This is a genomic window from Burkholderia pyrrocinia (assembly GCF_022809715.1).
Lineage (GTDB): Bacteria > Pseudomonadota > Gammaproteobacteria > Burkholderiales > Burkholderiaceae > Burkholderia > Burkholderia pyrrocinia_C.
The window spans coordinates 1,230,559-1,246,240 of record NZ_CP094459.1 but is presented as its reverse complement, the minus strand read 5'-3'; the positions used below and the strand labels follow the sequence as shown (position 1 = coordinate 1,246,240).

Genomic DNA, 15,682 nt, shown 5'->3' with positions numbered 1-15,682 from the left:
ATGAAACGACCCCCACGCTCACTTCGTTCGCGTGGGGGGGCGCAGCCCCCCCATCTGCCGAAAACGCATCCGTCGGAATACGCGGCGGCCCAGCGAGTGCCGACATGAACCTGTCGCGCCCCTTCATCACCCGCCCTGTCGCGACCACGCTGCTCGCGCTCGGCGTCGCACTCGCGGGCCTGTTCGCGTTCATCAAGCTGCCGGTGTCGCCGCTGCCGCAGGTCGACTTCCCGACCATCTCGGTGCAGGCGTCGCTGCCCGGCGCGAGCCCCGAGACCGTCGCGACCAGCGTGACGAGCCCGCTCGAGCGGCATCTCGGCTCGATCGCCGACGTCTCCGAGATGACGTCGACGAGCACGGTCGGCAACGCGCGGATCATCCTGCAGTTCGGCCTGAACCGCGACATCGACGGCGCCGCGCGCGACGTGCAGGCCGCGATCAACGCGGCGCGCGCCGACCTGCCCGCCGCGCTGAAGAGCAACCCGACCTACCGCAAGGTCAACCCGGCCGATTCGCCGATCATGGTCGTGTCGCTCACGTCGGAAACCTCGTCGCCGGCGAAGCTGTACGACGCGGCGTCGACGGTGCTGCAGCAATCGCTGTCGCAGATCGACGGGATCGGCCAGGTGTCGGTCAGCGGCTCCGCCAACCCGGCCGTGCGCGTCGAACTCGAACCGCAGGCGCTGTTCCACTACGGGATCGGCCTCGAGGACGTGCGCGCGGCGCTCGCGTCCGCAAACGCGAACGCACCGAAGGGCGCGATCGAATTCGGCCCGCAGCGCTACCAGCTCTATACGAACGACCAGGCCTCCGACGCGTCGCAATACCGCGACCTCGTCGTCGCATACCGCAACGGCTCGGCCGTGCGGCTGTCCGACCTGTCCGACGTCGTCGATTCGGTCGAGGATCTGCGCAACCTGGGCCTCGCGAACGGCAAGCGCGCGGTGCTCGTGATCCTGTACCGCTCGCCCGGCGCGAACATCATCGAGACGATCGACCGCGTGCACGCGGCGCTGCCGCAGCTCACCGCGTCGCTGCCGGCCGACATCACGGTCACGCCCGTGCTCGACCGGTCGACGACGATCCGCGCATCGCTGAAGGACACCCAGCACACGCTGCTGATTGCGGTCAGCCTCGTCGTGATGGTCGTGTTCCTGTTCCTGCGCAACTGGCGCGCGACGCTGATCCCGAGCGTCGCGGTGCCGATCTCGATCATCGGCACGTTCGGCGCGATGTACCTGCTCGGCTTCTCGATCGACAACCTGTCGCTGATGGCGCTGATCGTCGCGACCGGCTTCGTCGTCGACGACGCGATCGTCGTGCTCGAGAACATCTCGCGGCACATCGAGAACGGCAAGTCGCGGATGCAGGCCGCATTCGACGGCGCGCGCGAGGTCGGCTTCACGGTGCTGTCGATGAGCATCTCGCTCGTCGCCGTGTTCCTGCCGATCCTGCTGATGGGCGGCATCGTCGGGCGCCTGTTCCGCGAGTTCGCGCTGACGCTGTCGCTCGCGATCGCCGTATCGCTCGCGGTGTCGCTCACCGTCACGCCGATGATGTGCGCGCGCCTCTTGCCCGAGTCGCACGACCCGCGAAACGAAGGCCGCTTCGGGCGCTTCCTCGAGCGCGGCTTCGCACGCATGCAGCGCGGCTACGAGCGCTCGCTGTCGTGGGCGCTGCGCCGGCCGCTGCTGATCCTGATGACCCTGTTCGCCACGATCGGGCTGAACGTCTACCTGTACATCGTCGTGCCCAAGGGCTTCTTCCCGCAGCAGGACACCGGGCTGATGATCGGCGGCATCCAGGCCGACCAGTCGACGTCGTTCCAGGCGATGAAGCTGAAGTTCTCCGAAATGATGCGGATCGTGCAGAGCAATCCGAACGTGAAGAGCGTCGCGGGCTTCACCGGCGGCACGCAGACCAACTCGGGCTTCATGTTCGTCACGCTGAAGGACCGCACCGAGCGCAAGCTGTCGGCCGACCAGGTGATCCAGCAACTGCGCCCGCCGCTGGCGGACGTCGCGGGCGCGCGCACATTCCTGCAGGCCGCGCAGGACATCCGCGTCGGCGGCCGGCAGAGCAACGCGCAGTACCAGTTCACGCTGCTCGGCGATTCGAGCGCCGACCTGTACAAGTGGGCGCCGATCCTGACCGAGGCGCTGCAAAAGCGCCCCGAGCTGACCGACGTGAACTCCGACCAGCAGCAAGGCGGCCTCGAAGCGATGGTGACGATCGACCGCGCGACGGCCGCGCGGTTCGGCATCAAGCCCGCGCAGATCGACAACACGCTGTACGACGCGTTCGGCCAGCGCCAGGTCTCGACGATCTACAACCCGCTGAACCAGTACCACGTCGTGATGGAAGTCGCGCCGAAATACTGGCAGAGCCCCGAGATGCTGAACCAGGTATGGATCAGCACGTCGGGCGGCAGCGCGAACGGCTCGCAGACCACCAATGCGGCAGCCGGCACCTACGTCGCGACGTCGGCCGGCACGTCGAGCGCCGGCACGGCCGCGCAGAGCGCCGCGGCGATCGCGTCCGATTCCGCGCGCAACCAGGCGCTCAACTCGATCGCGGCCAGCGGCAAGTCGAGCGCGTCGTCGGGCGCGTCGGTATCGACGTCGAAGTCGACGATGATCCCGCTGTCGTCGATCGCGACGTTCGGGCCGAGCACGACGCCGCTGTCGGTCAACCACCAGGGGCTGTTCGTCGCGACGACGATCTCGTTCAACCTGCCGCCCGGCGTGTCGCTGTCGCAGGCGACGCAGGTGATCTACCAGACGATGGCGCAGATCGGCGTCCCGCCGACGATCGTCGGCAGCTTCCAGGGCACCGCACAGGCGTTCCAGCAGTCGCTGAACGACCAGCCGATCCTGATCCTCGCCGCGCTGCTGGCCGTCTATATCGTGCTCGGGATCCTGTACGAGAGCTACATCCACCCGATCACGATCCTGTCGACGCTGCCGTCGGCCGGCGTCGGCGCGCTGCTCGCGCTGCTGCTGTTCAAGACCGAGTTCAGCATCATCGCGCTGATCGGCGTGATCCTGCTGATCGGCATCGTGAAGAAGAACGCGATCATGATGGTCGATTTCGCGATCGACCAGACGCGCAACAACCGCAAGTCGTCGTTCGACGCGATCCACGAGGCGTGCCTGCTGCGCTTCCGTCCGATCATGATGACGACGATGGCGGCGCTGCTCGGCGCGCTGCCGCTCGCGTTCGGCAGCGGCGACGGCGCCGAGCTGCGCGCGCCGCTCGGGATCGCGATCGCCGGCGGCCTGGTCGTGTCGCAAGTGCTGACGCTCTATACGACGCCCGTCGTCTATCTGTACATGGACCGGCTGCGCGTGTGGGCCGAGAAGCGGCGCAACCGCCGGAATCCGGGCGGGCCGGCGGTCGCCGGGGAATGATGGCAGCGGCCGCCCGTCAGGCGGCCGCTTTCCGCGCTTGAACACCGGCGGCGATCGGCTATCGTGTTTCCATGCCCACCGCCGGTGCCCTTCCCCGGAACACGCCATGAACGTCCAGTTGAACCACACGATCGTCTGGTGCCGCGACAAGCACGCGTCGAGCCGCTTCCTCACCGAGCTTCTGGAACTGCCGCCGCCGACGCCGTTCGGCGCGATGCTGGTCGTCGCGCTCGACAACGGCGTATCGCTCGATTTTTACGAAAAGACGGGGGAGATCACGGCGCAGCATTACGCGTTCCTGATCGACGAAGCCGGTTTCGACCGCGTGTTCGCCCGCATTCGCGAGCGCGGGCTGCCGCACTGGGCCGATCCGGCCAAGCGGCAACCCGGCGACATCTACCGCCACAACGGCGGCCGCGGCGTCTATTTCGACGATCCGGACGGCCATTTCCTCGAAGTGATGACGCGGCCGTATGTGCTGAACGGTTAGCTCGGCAGGCCGGCGTTGCGCCGGCCGGTATTGCGCGGGCCGGGTGCCGTCCTGTTTCGGACGATCCGGGCCCGGCTGCGGTTTATTTACTCGGTAGCCGCCGTCTTGCGCGGACGACGCGCGCGCGGCGCCGCCTTGCGGGCCGGCTTCTTCGGCTTGGCAGCGGCCGGTGCTTCGGCAGCCGATTCGACCGGCGCGGCGTCATGCGACGGCTGCGCCGCGGCAACCTCGCCGCCGAAATCGCCGGCCGCCGGCTCGGCGTGCGTCACCGCGGCGTGCCGGTCGTCGCCATGCCCCGCATCGCGATGTGCGTCGTCGGCATGCTTGTCGTGCGCGTGCTTGTCGCCACCGTGCTGCGCCGCGCCATGCGCGGTGTCGTCCGGCTTCCCGGCCTCGTGACGGCCGGCGTTCTTCGCGGCGGTGCCCTTCTTCGCGCCGGTCTTCTTCGCCGCACTCTTGCGCGCACGCTTGCGGCCGTCGCTCGCGTCGCCGTGCGGTTCGGCCACATCAGCCGTGACGGCAGGCGCGACCGCCGCTGCGTCGGCGACTTCGGCAACGACCGCCGCCTGCGCTTCGACCTGCACGCTTTCGTGCACGGCCGCTTCCGGCCGCTGCCCGCGACGCCGCGATTCGCGCCCGGCCCGCGCCGGCTCCGCCGCGCGCGTGCCGTGGTGCGCAGCGGCGCCTTCACCACCGGCCGCAACGTGCTCCGCAGCCGCCGGCTGACGTGCCCGCGACACGAACGCGCCCGACTTGTCGTCGCGCCCCACTTCGAGCAGACCGCGCGCCTGCGCCTCGTCGAGCAGGTTGCCGAACGCGCGGAACCCGTAGTACGACTCGTTGAAATCCGGCTTGCGGCGCTTGATCGCGCTCTTGAGCACCGACGCCCAGATCTTGCCGACGTCGTCGCGCTCCGACGCGAGCGCGTCGAACGTCTCGACCGCCAGCGCGATCGCCTCGGCCTTGCGCGCATCCATGTCGTGCTTGCGCGACGGCTCGTCGGGCCGCTTCGCGCCGCCGTTGCCGGCGCGCTGCTGTTGTTCGCGCTTCGCGAGCGTGCGCTGCTGCTCGCGCACCAGGTCGTCGTAGAAGATGAATTCGTCGCAGTTCGCGACCAGCAGGTCCGACGTCGATTTCTTCACGCCGACGCCGATCACCTTCTTCGCGTTCTCGCGCAGCTTCGACACGAGCGGCGAAAAATCCGAGTCGCCGCTGATGATCACGAACGTATCGACGTGCGACTTCGTGTAGCAGAGATCGAGCGCGTCCACGACGAGCCGGATGTCGGCCGAATTCTTGCCCGACTGGCGCACGTGCGGAATCTCGATCAGCTCGAAGCTCGCCTCGTGCATCGACGCCTTGAAGCCCTTGTAGCGATCCCAGTCGCAATAGGCCTTCTTCACGACGATGCTGCCCTTCAGCAGCAAGCGCTCCAGCACGGGCTGGATGTCGAATTTCTCGTACTTCGCGTCGCGCACGCCGAGCGCGACGTTCTCGAAGTCGCAGAACACGGCCATGCTGACGTTGTCCAGGGGTAATGCCATGTGTACTCCAACCGGTTGGCCGACGCGTTATAGGACATAGCGTCGAAAAATGCATCGCGCACATGATAGCCGGTCGGCGCGTCATTCCCGAATCCGTGTGAATGAATGACCGCCCGAACGTGCGCCGTGTCGGCGGGGGCCGCGTGCCTGCACCGGGAAGCCTTCGCCGACAGCCCGCGCCGGTACGCCCCTTATTACCTGTGCGCCGCCGCCGCGATTCGACATTACACTTGAGTTATCGGTCGTCCGTCCCTATCTGGGAGGATGACGCATCGAGCAAGGAGCGGTTTCATGACGACGAAGGTACTGCTGATTGGCGCGACCGGCCGCACCGGCCAGGCCTGCGCGGATCTGCTGCTCAAGCAGCCGGAGTTCGAGGTCACGGCGCTGGTGCGCCGGCACGGCTATGCGCTGCCGGGCGCGAAGGTCGTCGAGGCAGATCTGACGGACGATTTCTCGCACGCATTCCAGGGCATCACGCACGTGATCTATGCGGCCGGCTCGGCCGAATCGGAAGGCGCGGCCGAAGAGGAGCAGATCGACCGCGACGCGGTCGCCCGCGCGGCCGAGTATGCGCTGGCGTACAACGTGCAGAAGCTGGTCGTGATCAGCTCGCTGTCCGCGTACTGGCCCGAGCAGAGCCCCGACGCGCTGCGCCACTATTCGCAGATGAAGCGCGAAGGCGACGAGCGCGTGATCGCGTCCGGCGTCGACTACGTGATCCTGCGCCCCGGCCCGCTCACGGACACGCCGGGCGTCGGCAAGATCGCGCTGACCGAGGAGCGCGTCGAGCCCGCGCCGCCGGTATCGCGCCAGGATGTCGCGTGGGCCGCGATCGAGGCGATCAAGCTCGGCATCTCGCGCAAGATCGTCGGCTTCGTCGGCGGCGGCGTGCCGATCGAGCAGGCATTGCGCGCGTAGCGCGGCGCCATGCGCGCCGCCTCGCGGGCGGCGCGTTTTCCCGTGCCCGCGGCCCGCACGACGGGCCGCTTGCGCGTGGGCCTGCCGCTTACTGCTTCGGATGCGCGTCGGCCCACGCCTTCACGGCGGCCAGCGTGTTCTCGACGTGCTTGTCGGGCGACAGGCTCGTGTATTCGTACAGAATCTTCCCTTCCGGCGAAATCACGTAGGACACGCGGTTCGCGCGGTCGAGCGCCGGCAGCTTCGCGTCGTATTCGCGGATGATCTTCGCGTCCGGGTCGGCCGCGACCGGGAACTTGCTACGGCACTCGCTCACCGAGAACTTCGTCAGCGTGTCGATATTGTCAGCCGATACGCCGATCACCGTCGCGCCGTAAGCCTTGTAACGGTCGACCGCATCCGCGAACGCATGCGCCTCGATCGTGCAGCCTTTCGTGAACGCGGCCGGGTAGAAATACAGCACGACCGGTCCATGCTTCAGTGCATCGGCGAGCGAGTACGTGTAAGTCTTGCCGCCCAGCGACGCCTGCGTCGTGAAGTCCGGCGCCGCGGCGCCCGGCTTCAGTTGCGCCTGCGCCATCAGCGCATGGCCGGCCACCAGCGCCGCCGCGGCGCCCAGCAACAGTTTTCGCTTCATCTGCGTCCTCATTTCTTATAAAGTCAGCCTCGATGTAGGCTACGTCGGCGTTCGCCTGTCGAACGCGCGTGCATGATCGGATTGCGCGGCAGCGCCATCCGCGCCCGGCCCGTTAAAGATTTCCCACAGTCTGCCGTTATTCCTTCCGGACAACCGGTTCCAGCCCTTCACGTCAGCGAGAAACATGGAAGCCAACAGGAAACAGACGTCACGCAAGGGCTCCTGGCGCAGCGCCTTGCATACGCTGCGCCGCTTCGCCTGGTCGGGCGGCGCGCTGATGCCCGCGCGCGCCGGCGCGCCGCGGCGCGACGACTCCGTGCGCAACTGGCTGGAACAGACGGTCGGCACGGTGGATTTCCTCGCCCATGTCGACCGCGAGCTGCGCTTTCTGTACGTGTCCGACGCGAGCCTGCGCTTCATCGGCTACCACCGCGACTACCTGCACACGCTGACGCTGCGCGACCTGATCGCCGAACAGGATACCGCGGCGCTCGAAGGCCTGCTTGCACGCGCCGCGCATTCGGGCCAGGTCGAGAAGGCGACGATGTGCATCGTCAAGTCGCTGACCTACCCGCTCGACGTCGAGATCCGTGCGTTCAAGAGCCGCCACCACGGGGTCGACGGCTTCGCGATCGCGGCGTTCGACGTATCGTCGTGGCGCGCGCTCGAGGCGCGCCTCACGTACGAGATGCACCACGATCCGATGACGGGGCTCGACAACCTGTCCGCGCTCGTGCCCGCGCTGATGCGCGCGCAGCAGACCGCCGACGAGGACGGCACCTGCGCGGCGCTGCTGCTGCTCGATCTCGACGACTACCAGCGGATCAACCGCGCGCTCGGCTACGACGCGGGCGACACGCTGCTGCGCGAAACCGCGCAGCGGCTGAAGGCGCTCGCCACGCCGAACGAACGGCTCGCGCGCGTCGCAAGCGACAAGTTCGCGGTCGTGCTCGGCGCGCCGGACCGCGTGCAGGCGAGCAATGCAGCCGACGCGCTCGCGCGCCGGCTGCAGGCCGCGGTGCGCGAACCCTACGTGTACCAGGGGCAGACGGTGCACTTGTCCGCCAGCATCGGCATCGCGCTCTATCCGGACGAGCGTGCCGCGCCGCATCGCGCGCAGCACCACAGCCCGCTGCTGCGCCGCGCCGACCACGCGCTCGCGCAGGCGAAGGCATCGGGCGGCAACGCGCTCGCGTTCCATGCGCCCGTCGACGATCCGGCCGACGCCGAACGGCTGAAGCTCGAAGCCGACCTGTACGACGGCGTGCGCAACGGCGAGTTTTCGCTCCATTTCCAGCCGATCACGCACAGCCAGTCGTGCGCGGTGGTCGGCGTCGAGGCGCTGATCCGCTGGCGCCATCCGGTGCACGGCCTCGTGCCGCCGGCGACCTTCATTCCGCTCGCCGAATCGATCGGCCTGATCAACTATCTCGGCAACTGGGTGCTCAAGGCCGCGTGCATGCAGCTCGTCGCATGGGACCGCCAGGGGCTCGCGCTGCAGTACGTGGCGGTCAACGTGTCGCCGCAGCAGTTCCGCGACCCGCGCTTCACGCAGAGCGTGCGCGAGGCGATCGCGCTGACGGGCATCGACCCGCGCCGCATCGTGCTCGAAATCACCGAAAGCCTGCTGATGCACGACCCCGCGCACGCGAAGGGGCTGCTCGAGGAGCTGACCGATCTCGGCATCCGCTTCGCGATCGACGATTTCGGCACCGGCTATTCGAGCCTCGCGTACCTGCAGCGCTTCCCGCTCGCGAAGCTGAAGATCGACCGCAGCTTCGTCGAGAACCTGCTGACGTCGCGCAACGACCGCGCGATCGTGTCGGCGGTGGTCGGCCTCGCGCAGACGCTCGATCTCGAGCTCGTCGCCGAAGGCGTCGAGACCGAGGCGCAGCGCGAACTGCTGACGGAGATGGGCTGCAATCACATCCAGGGCTGGCTCGTCTGCCAGGCGCTGCCGTCCGAGGAACTCGCACGGCGCTTCGAGGCGCAGCAACTGCACCTGCACGCCGCCGCCTGACGCGCGCGGCGAACCGGACAGATCCGTATGTCAACCACCGAATACCTGCCCCGCACCGCGTTGCTCGACAAGCTGTGGGCCCGGATGAACGAACGGGGCGACTTCCCGCTGCTGTCGGAATCGCTGCGCGCGACGATGGCCGCGATGAAGAACGACGACCTCGACTTCACAGCGCTCGTACGCGTCGTGCTGTCGGATTTCGCGCTCACGCAGAAAGTGCTGCGGCTCGCGAACTCCGCGATGTACATGGCGTTCGGCGGCAACATCACGACCGTCACCCGCGCGCTGATGGTGCTCGGCCTCGACGCGGTCGGCCATCTCGTCGTCGGACTGAAGCTCGTCGACCATTTCCACCACAGCACGCCGCGACGCATCGACGCGAAGCTCGAACTGAACCGCGCGCTGCTGTCCGGCTGCGTCGCGCGCAAGCTGACCGAGCACGCCGAGCTGCGCGGCGGCGAGGAAGCCGTCGTCTGCACGCTGATGCGCCAGGTCGGCAAGCTGCTGGTGGTCTGCTATCTCGACAGCGAATGGGACCGGATCCGCCGGCGCACGGCCGAGCTGAACGGCGACGACGCGGCCGCGTGCATCGACGTGCTCGGCGTCGGCTTCGACGAGATCGGGCTCGAAGCGGCCGCGCGCTGGCGGCTGCCCGACGTGATTCGGGCGGGGATGGCCAACGACGATCACGCGGCCCACGCCGACGCGTTCGACGACGAATACGACGACGACCGCAACGCGGGCCATGCAGCCGACGACGGCCCGGCCGACCGCGTACGCTGGCTGCGCGCGGTGAGCCGCTGCTCGACCGACGTCGCGAGCGCGCTCGCGATGCCCGCGAGCCCGCAGCGCGACGCGCGCATTGCGACGCTCGCGCAGCACTACGGCACGGAGCTCGACATGGAGTCCGACGCGCTCGTCGAGATCGCCGACCTGCTCGCGCGCGAGGAAGCGAGCGACACCGTGATGCGCGAGATCGTCGAGCTGCGCGCGAACGCCGATGCGATCGCGCGCGCGCAGGCCGAGCCCGAGGCATGCCTCGAAGCCGGCCTCGCGGACCTGCGCGCGCTGCCGTCCGAGCATGTGCTGACGCCGGTGCTCGCACTCGCGTCGGAAAGCCTGCTGGCCGGCCTCGCGTTCACGCGCACCGTGATGTTCGTGCGTCACGACGACGGCACGTTCGCCGCGCGCCTCGGCTTCGGCCCCGGCGTCGATACGGCGCTCGACCGGCTGCGCTTCGACGAACGCTTCGAGCCGGACGTGTTTCATCTCGCGATCACGAATTCGGTCGGCATCTTCATCGAGCAGGCGCAGGATCCGAAGATGCTCAAGCGCCTGCCCGCGTGGTATCTGGACGCGTTCGACGACACGCGCGCGTTCGTGCTGCTGCCCGTGCGGGTCGGCACGACGACCGTCGCGCTGCTGTATGGCGACTGGGCCGGTGCGCAGCCCGCGCGCAAGATCGCGCAGCAGGAGATGAGCGTGCTCAACGAGCTCGCGCGCGAACTGGGCCGGTTCTTTCCCGCGTAGCGCGGCCAGCGGCGGCCTGCCCGCGTCGTTTCCTGCCTCCAAAAGCAAACCGGCCGCATGAGCGGCCGGCTTGCTTGCATCGTGCGATCGAACGAAACGCTTACTTGAGCGTCACGGGCACGCTGAAGTACTTCTTCGCGAGGTTGTCGATCGTGCCGTCGGCCTTCAGGTCCTTCAGCGCCTGATCGAGCGCGGTCTTCAGCGCCGCGTCGTTCTTGCGCAGGCCGAAGCCGACGCCCGAGCCGAGGATCTCGGTGTCGCTGACCGTGCCGCCCGCGAACCCGAAGCCCTGGCCTTGCGGCTTGGTCAGGAAGCCCTTCGAACCGGCTTCCGAATCCTGGAACGTCGCGTCGAGACGGCCCGACTTCAGGTCGGCATAGGCCAGGTCCTGCGTCTGGTACGGCACGACTTCGACGCCGGCCGGCGCCCACTTCTTCTTCGCGTACGCTTCCTGGATCGTGCCCTGCAGCACGCCGACGCGCTTGCCCTTCAGCGATTGCGGGGTCGGCAGCAGGCCGCTGCCCTGCTTCGCGATCAGCTGGTTCGGAATCGTGTAGATCGGATCGGTGAACGCGATCGCGTGCTTGCGCTGGTCGGTGATCGTCATGTCCGAGTTGATCGCGTCGAACTTGCGCGCCTGCAGCGCGGGGATCAGGCCGTCGAAGTCGTTCTCGACCCACACGCACTTCGTCTTCAGCTTCGCGCACACCGCGTTGCCGATGTCGATGTCGAAGCCGGTCAGCTTGCCGTCGGGCGTCTTGTATTCGAACGGTGCGTACGAGGCCTCGACGCCGAACCGGATCTCCTTCAGATCCGCGGCAAACGCGCTGCCTGCCGCCACGACCGATGCCGCCACCACCGCGTGCGCGGCCACTTTACGCCAATCCAACTTCATCTGGTGCTCTCCTCGATACTCGAATGTTCCGGAACTACGGGCGCTTGCATCATTGCAGGGCCAGATGGCCGCGACAATGTCGATGCCGCGCCGTGATGCGGCGCAACAGCCGCAAGGCCGCGATTGTACCAATCCGCGCGGCCCGATATGGCAAAGCGGCCGTCGGCGCGCGATGCTGCGGTGCGTGCGCGGCGCCGGCCGTGCCGGCCGCCGAACTTGCAAGACGATGTCGCAAATACGCAAGGCCGGGGGCGGCGGACCGTCAGCCGCGGCATGCAGGCGACGACGGGATACCGACAGCTTGCTTGTCAGGCGCGGGCCGCATGCCGGTGCGGCCGCGCAATCGGTCGGGACACGCGCTCAGACTAGCGCCGCGAGCGTCTCGCGCGTCGTGTCGACGACAAGCAGGCCCGCGCGCAGGCCCGGCTTCACGGTCGGGTTCGGAAACACGATCCGTTCCTCGTCGTGCGTCACCGTGTAGCGGTAGTCGCCGTCCTGCGCGAGCACCGTGCCGCGCGCGAACGCGGTGAAGTTCGCGACGTCGGCCGCGACGAACAGCTCGAGCGCGTCGCTCTGCTTCGTGATCTGGTCGATCACGGTGAATACGCGCGGCAACGCGGCCCCGGCGTCGCTCCGCGGATGGCCGCCCCGCGCACCCGATACGAGTCGACGCACGGCCAGGTCGGCCGGCGCGAAGCGCGTCAGGTCGTTCTGGCCGAACGGCCGCACCTTGCCGAGTTCCAGCGTGCATGCGAGCGCGCCGCAGTGCTCGGCCGTGAAATGCGAATACGTATTGCCCTTCGCCGTATGCAGCAGCACGGCCGCGATGCGCGCGTCGCCGAGCCATTCGACCATCGTGCGCGTCGGCGGCGTGCCCGTATGCGGCAGCAGCGCGAACTGCTCGAACACCGACGCGCGGATCGCCGTATGCATGTCGATGTGCCAGCGCGTGCTGCCCGCCGGCGCCGCCGCGAAGAACGCGGCAGCGGCCGATTCGAGCTGCGCGGCGCGCGGCGCCTCGCGGCTCGCGGGCACCTGCGCGTGACGGCCGCTGAACAGGCGGTTCAGGTCGTCGTCGAGATAACGCTCGCCGGCACGCATCGCCGGCACGTTGCCGAGCACGACCAGCAGCCGGCACGCGAGCGGCAGCGCGCCCGAGGCGAGATCGCGCACCAGCATCGACAGCAGCTCGATCGGCGCCGTCTCGTCGCCGTGCACGCCCGCCGATACGAGCACGCTCGCGCGCGCCGCACCGTCAGTTGCGGCCGGTTCGAGCGCGAGCAGCCCGTCGCCGAGCCATAACCAGCGCACCGCCCCGCCCGCGCAGGCGCCGTCGGTCACGGCCGGCACGGTGCCGGCCAGCGTGAACGCGAGAAAGTCGTCGAGCGGCGCGGCGGCGGGCATCGGTACCTCAGCGCTGGAAGTCATACAGCGACCCGACGCGCAGGATCTGCGTGAGCTCGTCGAGCGCCGTGCGCGATTCGTCGAGCAGCGCCGGATCGGCGAGGTCTTCCGGTGCGAGGCGATCGCGATAGTGCTTGTCGATCCACGCATCGAGCGACGCGAACAGCGTGTCGTTGATCCACACGTTCGACGTGACGGCCGCGCGCTCCGCTTCGTTCAGCACGACGCGCAGGCGCAGGCACGCGGGGCCGCCGCCGTTCTTCATGCTTTCGCGCAGGTCGAACACGAGCACGTCGTGAATCGGGCCGTTGCCGGCCGCGAGACGGTCGAGATACGCCGCGACGTTCGCGTTCTCGCGGCATTCCTGCGGCACGACGAGCACTTGCGAGCCGTCCGCGCGCGACAGCAGCTGGCTGTTGAACAGATACGACGTCACCGCGTCGTTCACGCTCACGGCCGCGTCGGGCACCTCGATCACGTTCAGGCGCGCGCCGCGTGCGTCGAGTGCGGCGGTCAGCGTGTCGTAGATCGCCTGCTTGTTGACGAATGCGCGTTCGTGCGTAAACAGCGTGTCGCGGTTGCCGACCGAGATCACGTCGTTGTGGAACACGCCGGCGTCGATCACGTCCGGATCCTGCTGCGCGTAGACCGTCGCTTCTTCGGCGAGCCCGTGGCGATGCGCGACCGCGCGGCTCGCCTCGAAGGTCTGGCGTGCCGGGAAGCGCTTCGGCTCGGGGCCGCGGCGATACTCGGCACGGCCGTACACGAAGAACTCGATGCCCGGCTTGCCGTATTCGGCGCAGAAGCGCGTGTGGTTCGCCGCGCCTTCGTCGCCGAGCGCCGGCGTGCCCGTCAGCGCCTCGTGCACCGCGAAGTGTGCGGGATCGGCGAACAGCGTCGACAGCGTGCGGCGCGTCGCATCGTGCTCGATTGCGCGATGCAGCTTGCTGCACAGGTTCGCCGGCGTGAAGTGCACGCGGCCGTCGCTCGTGTCGGCCGACGGGCTGACGGTGGCCGCGTTCGCGGTCCACATCGCCGACGCCGAGCTCGCCGCGGCGAGCAGTTCGGGCGCCTGCTTCGCGGCCTTCGCGATCACGTCCGCGTCCTTGCCCGAGAAGCCGAGCTCGCGCAGCAGGCGCAGCGACGGCCGCTCCTGCGGCGGCAGCACGCCCTGCGCGAAACCGAGATCCGCGAGCTGCTTCATCTTGCGCAGCCCCTGCTTCGCGGCGGCCTTCGGGTTCGCGGCCGACTTCTCGTTGTTGAGCGACGCCACATTGCCGAACGACAGCCCGGCGTAGTTGTGGGTCGGGCCGACGAGCCCGTCGAAATTGGCTTCTTGTGCGTTCATCGTCGTTCCCTCGATCAGAAATGCAGGCCCGGCGACAGGCTCGCGGGCAAAGTCAGTTGCGTGCTTTCCACCGACGCCATCGGATACGCGCAATAGTCGGCCGCGTAGTACGCGCTCGGGCGATGGTTGCCCGAGCGGCCCGTGCCGCCGAACGGCGCGGCGGACGAGGCGCCATTGGTCGGCCGGTTCCAGTTGACGATCCCGGCGCGGATCGTGCGGCGGAAGTGCTCCCAAACGCGCGCGTCGTCGGCCAGCAGGCCGGCGGACAGGCCGAACGCCGTGTCGTTCGCGCGCTCGATCGCTTCGTCGAACGTCGCGTAGCGAACGATCTGCGCGAGCGGGCCGAAATGTTCTTCATCGGGCAGGTTCGCCACGCCCGTCACGTCGACGATCGCCGCGTTCACGAAACCGAGGCGCGGATCGCGCTGCGTCATCGCGACGATCGGCTTCGCGCCCTGCTCGACCAGGCGCGACTGCGCGTCGACCAGCTTCGCGGCCGCGCGCGCCGAGATCACCGCGCCCATGAACGGCTGCGGATCGGCATCGAACACGTCGGCCGTGATCTTCGACGTGACGTCGGCGAAGCGCGCGAGGAAGCGGTCGCCGAACGCGCCCTGCGGCACGAAGATGCGGCGCGCGCACGTGCAGCGCTGGCCGGCCGACAGGAACGCCGACTGGATCGTGTGATGCACGGCCGCGTCGATGTCCTCGACTTCGCCGATCACGAGCGGGTTGTTGCCGCCCATCTCGAGCGCGAGCACGATTTCCGGACGGCCGCCGAACTGCTTGTGCAGCAGCGTGCCGGTGTCCGAGCTGCCCGTGAAGAACAGCCCGTCGATCTGCCGATGATTCGCGAGCGCGATGCCCGTGTCCTTCTCGCCCTGCACGAGGTTCAGCACGCCGGCCGGCAGCCCGGCTTCCTTCCATACTTCGACCGTCGCGCGCGCGACGCCCGGTGCGAGCTCCGACGGCTTGAACACGACCGTGTTGCCGGCGATCAGCGCGGGCACGATATGGCCGTTCGGCAAGTGGCCGGGGAAGTTGTACGGGCCGAACACAGCGACGACGCCGTGCGGGCGGTGGCGCAGCACCGCGACGCCGTCGGCCATGTCCTGGCGCTTCTCGCCCGTGCGTTCCTGGTAGGCCTGGATCGAGATGCCGACCTTCGCGGCCATCGACGCGACTTCGGTGCGTGCTTCCCACAGTGGCTTGCCCGTCTCGCGGCCGATCGCGGTTGCGATCGCTTCCTTGCGTTCGTTGAGCAATGCCGCGAAGCGCTTCACGATCGCGCAGCGCGATTCGAAGTCGAGCGCCGACCAGCCGGCGAACGCGCGGCGCGCGCTCGCGACCGCGCGGTCGACGTCGGCCGCCGATGCGCTGTCGCCCTGCCATGCGATCTCGTCGGTGCCCGGGTTACGCGAAGCGAAGACGGGGCCCGAGCCTGCGACCCAGGCGCCGTCGATGAAGAGTTCCGTCATGATTC

General features: G+C 68.5%; 11 protein-coding genes. 5 read left to right on the top strand and 6 right to left on the bottom strand.

The window, feature by feature from the left end; genetic code table 11:
* Positions 1–104: 104 nt before the first annotated feature.
* On the top strand, positions 105–3,410 hold the full coding sequence (locus MRS60_RS05950; RefSeq protein ID WP_243565374.1) for an efflux RND transporter permease subunit: 3,306 nt from the start codon (positions 105–107) through the stop codon (positions 3,408–3,410).
* Between the two features lie 106 nt (positions 3,411–3,516).
* Entirely contained in the window at positions 3,517–3,900 is a 384-nt protein-coding gene (locus MRS60_RS05945) for a VOC family protein (RefSeq protein ID WP_034183155.1), read from the top strand.
* 86 nt (positions 3,901–3,986) lie between these two features.
* Here the strand turns inward: MRS60_RS05945 and MRS60_RS05940 are convergent, their stop codons facing one another.
* Positions 3,987–5,444, bottom strand: coding sequence for an NYN domain-containing protein (locus tag MRS60_RS05940; RefSeq protein WP_243565373.1), 1,458 nt, complete (start codon positions 5,442–5,444; stop codon positions 3,987–3,989).
* 291 nt (positions 5,445–5,735) lie between these two features.
* Between MRS60_RS05940 and MRS60_RS05935 the strand changes: the two genes are divergently transcribed.
* A complete protein-coding gene (locus MRS60_RS05935) occupies positions 5,736–6,365 on the top strand; it encodes an SDR family oxidoreductase (RefSeq protein ID WP_105390753.1) in 630 nt (209 codons plus the stop codon).
* Positions 6,366–6,453: 88 nt separating this feature from the next.
* On the opposite strand, the gene MRS60_RS05930 is transcribed toward MRS60_RS05935, so the two are convergent.
* Positions 6,454–7,002, bottom strand: a complete 549-nt coding sequence (locus tag MRS60_RS05930; protein ID WP_105390752.1) for a peroxiredoxin — start codon at positions 7,000–7,002, stop codon at positions 6,454–6,456.
* Between the two features lie 277 nt (positions 7,003–7,279).
* Between MRS60_RS05930 and cdpA the strand changes: the two genes are divergently transcribed.
* A complete protein-coding gene (gene cdpA, locus MRS60_RS05925; RefSeq protein ID WP_200882423.1) occupies positions 7,280–9,022 on the top strand; it encodes a cyclic di-GMP phosphodiesterase CdpA in 1,743 nt (580 codons plus the stop codon).
* Between the two features lie 27 nt (positions 9,023–9,049).
* Positions 9,050–10,552: an HDOD domain-containing protein gene (locus MRS60_RS05920; RefSeq protein ID WP_034183151.1), complete on the top strand. Its 1,503-nt coding sequence runs from the start codon at positions 9,050–9,052 to the stop codon at positions 10,550–10,552.
* A 100-nt stretch (positions 10,553–10,652) separates the two neighbouring features.
* On the opposite strand, the gene MRS60_RS05915 is transcribed toward MRS60_RS05920, so the two are convergent.
* The 4 genes from MRS60_RS05915 to astD form a co-directional block, all read right to left on the bottom strand.
* The gene (locus MRS60_RS05915; RefSeq protein ID WP_034183150.1) at positions 10,653–11,447 is read right to left on the bottom strand and encodes an ABC transporter substrate-binding protein; all 795 of its coding nucleotides are present in this window, start codon (positions 11,445–11,447) and stop codon (positions 10,653–10,655) included.
* 360 nt (positions 11,448–11,807) lie between these two features.
* Positions 11,808–12,851, bottom strand: coding sequence for a succinylglutamate desuccinylase (astE, locus tag MRS60_RS05910; protein WP_243565604.1), 1,044 nt, complete (start codon positions 12,849–12,851; stop codon positions 11,808–11,810).
* Between the two features lie 7 nt (positions 12,852–12,858).
* Positions 12,859–14,199 (bottom strand): N-succinylarginine dihydrolase, encoded by a 1,341-nt coding sequence (astB, locus tag MRS60_RS05905; protein WP_034183148.1) that lies wholly within the window; start codon positions 14,197–14,199, stop codon positions 12,859–12,861.
* A gap of 14 nt (positions 14,200–14,213) precedes the next feature.
* Positions 14,214–15,677 carry a succinylglutamate-semialdehyde dehydrogenase gene (gene astD / locus MRS60_RS05900; protein WP_105390748.1) on the bottom strand — a complete coding sequence of 488 codons (1,464 nt, stop codon included), beginning with the start codon at positions 15,675–15,677 and terminating at the stop codon, positions 14,214–14,216.
* Between the last annotated feature and the right edge of the window lie 5 nt (positions 15,678–15,682).

Coding starts and splice junctions, on each gene's coding strand:
- astE (WP_243565604.1), bottom strand. CDS start 12,851: ATGCCCGCCGCCGCGCCGCTCGACGACTTTCTCGCGTTCACGCTGGCC.
- MRS60_RS05945 (WP_034183155.1), top strand. CDS start 3,517: ATGAACGTCCAGTTGAACCACACGATCGTCTGGTGCCGCGACAAGCAC.
- MRS60_RS05935 (WP_105390753.1), top strand. CDS start 5,736: ATGACGACGAAGGTACTGCTGATTGGCGCGACCGGCCGCACCGGCCAG.
- MRS60_RS05930 (WP_105390752.1), bottom strand. CDS start 7,002: ATGAAGCGAAAACTGTTGCTGGGCGCCGCGGCGGCGCTGGTGGCCGGC.
- MRS60_RS05940 (WP_243565373.1), bottom strand. CDS start 5,444: ATGGCATTACCCCTGGACAACGTCAGCATGGCCGTGTTCTGCGACTTC.
- cdpA (WP_200882423.1), top strand. CDS start 7,280: ATGCCCGCGCGCGCCGGCGCGCCGCGGCGCGACGACTCCGTGCGCAAC.
- MRS60_RS05920 (WP_034183151.1), top strand. CDS start 9,050: ATGTCAACCACCGAATACCTGCCCCGCACCGCGTTGCTCGACAAGCTG.
- MRS60_RS05950 (WP_243565374.1), top strand. CDS start 105: ATGAACCTGTCGCGCCCCTTCATCACCCGCCCTGTCGCGACCACGCTG.
- astB (WP_034183148.1), bottom strand. CDS start 14,199: ATGAACGCACAAGAAGCCAATTTCGACGGGCTCGTCGGCCCGACCCAC.
- MRS60_RS05915 (WP_034183150.1), bottom strand. CDS start 11,447: ATGAAGTTGGATTGGCGTAAAGTGGCCGCGCACGCGGTGGTGGCGGCA.
- astD (WP_105390748.1), bottom strand. CDS start 15,677: ATGACGGAACTCTTCATCGACGGCGCCTGGGTCGCAGGCTCGGGCCCC.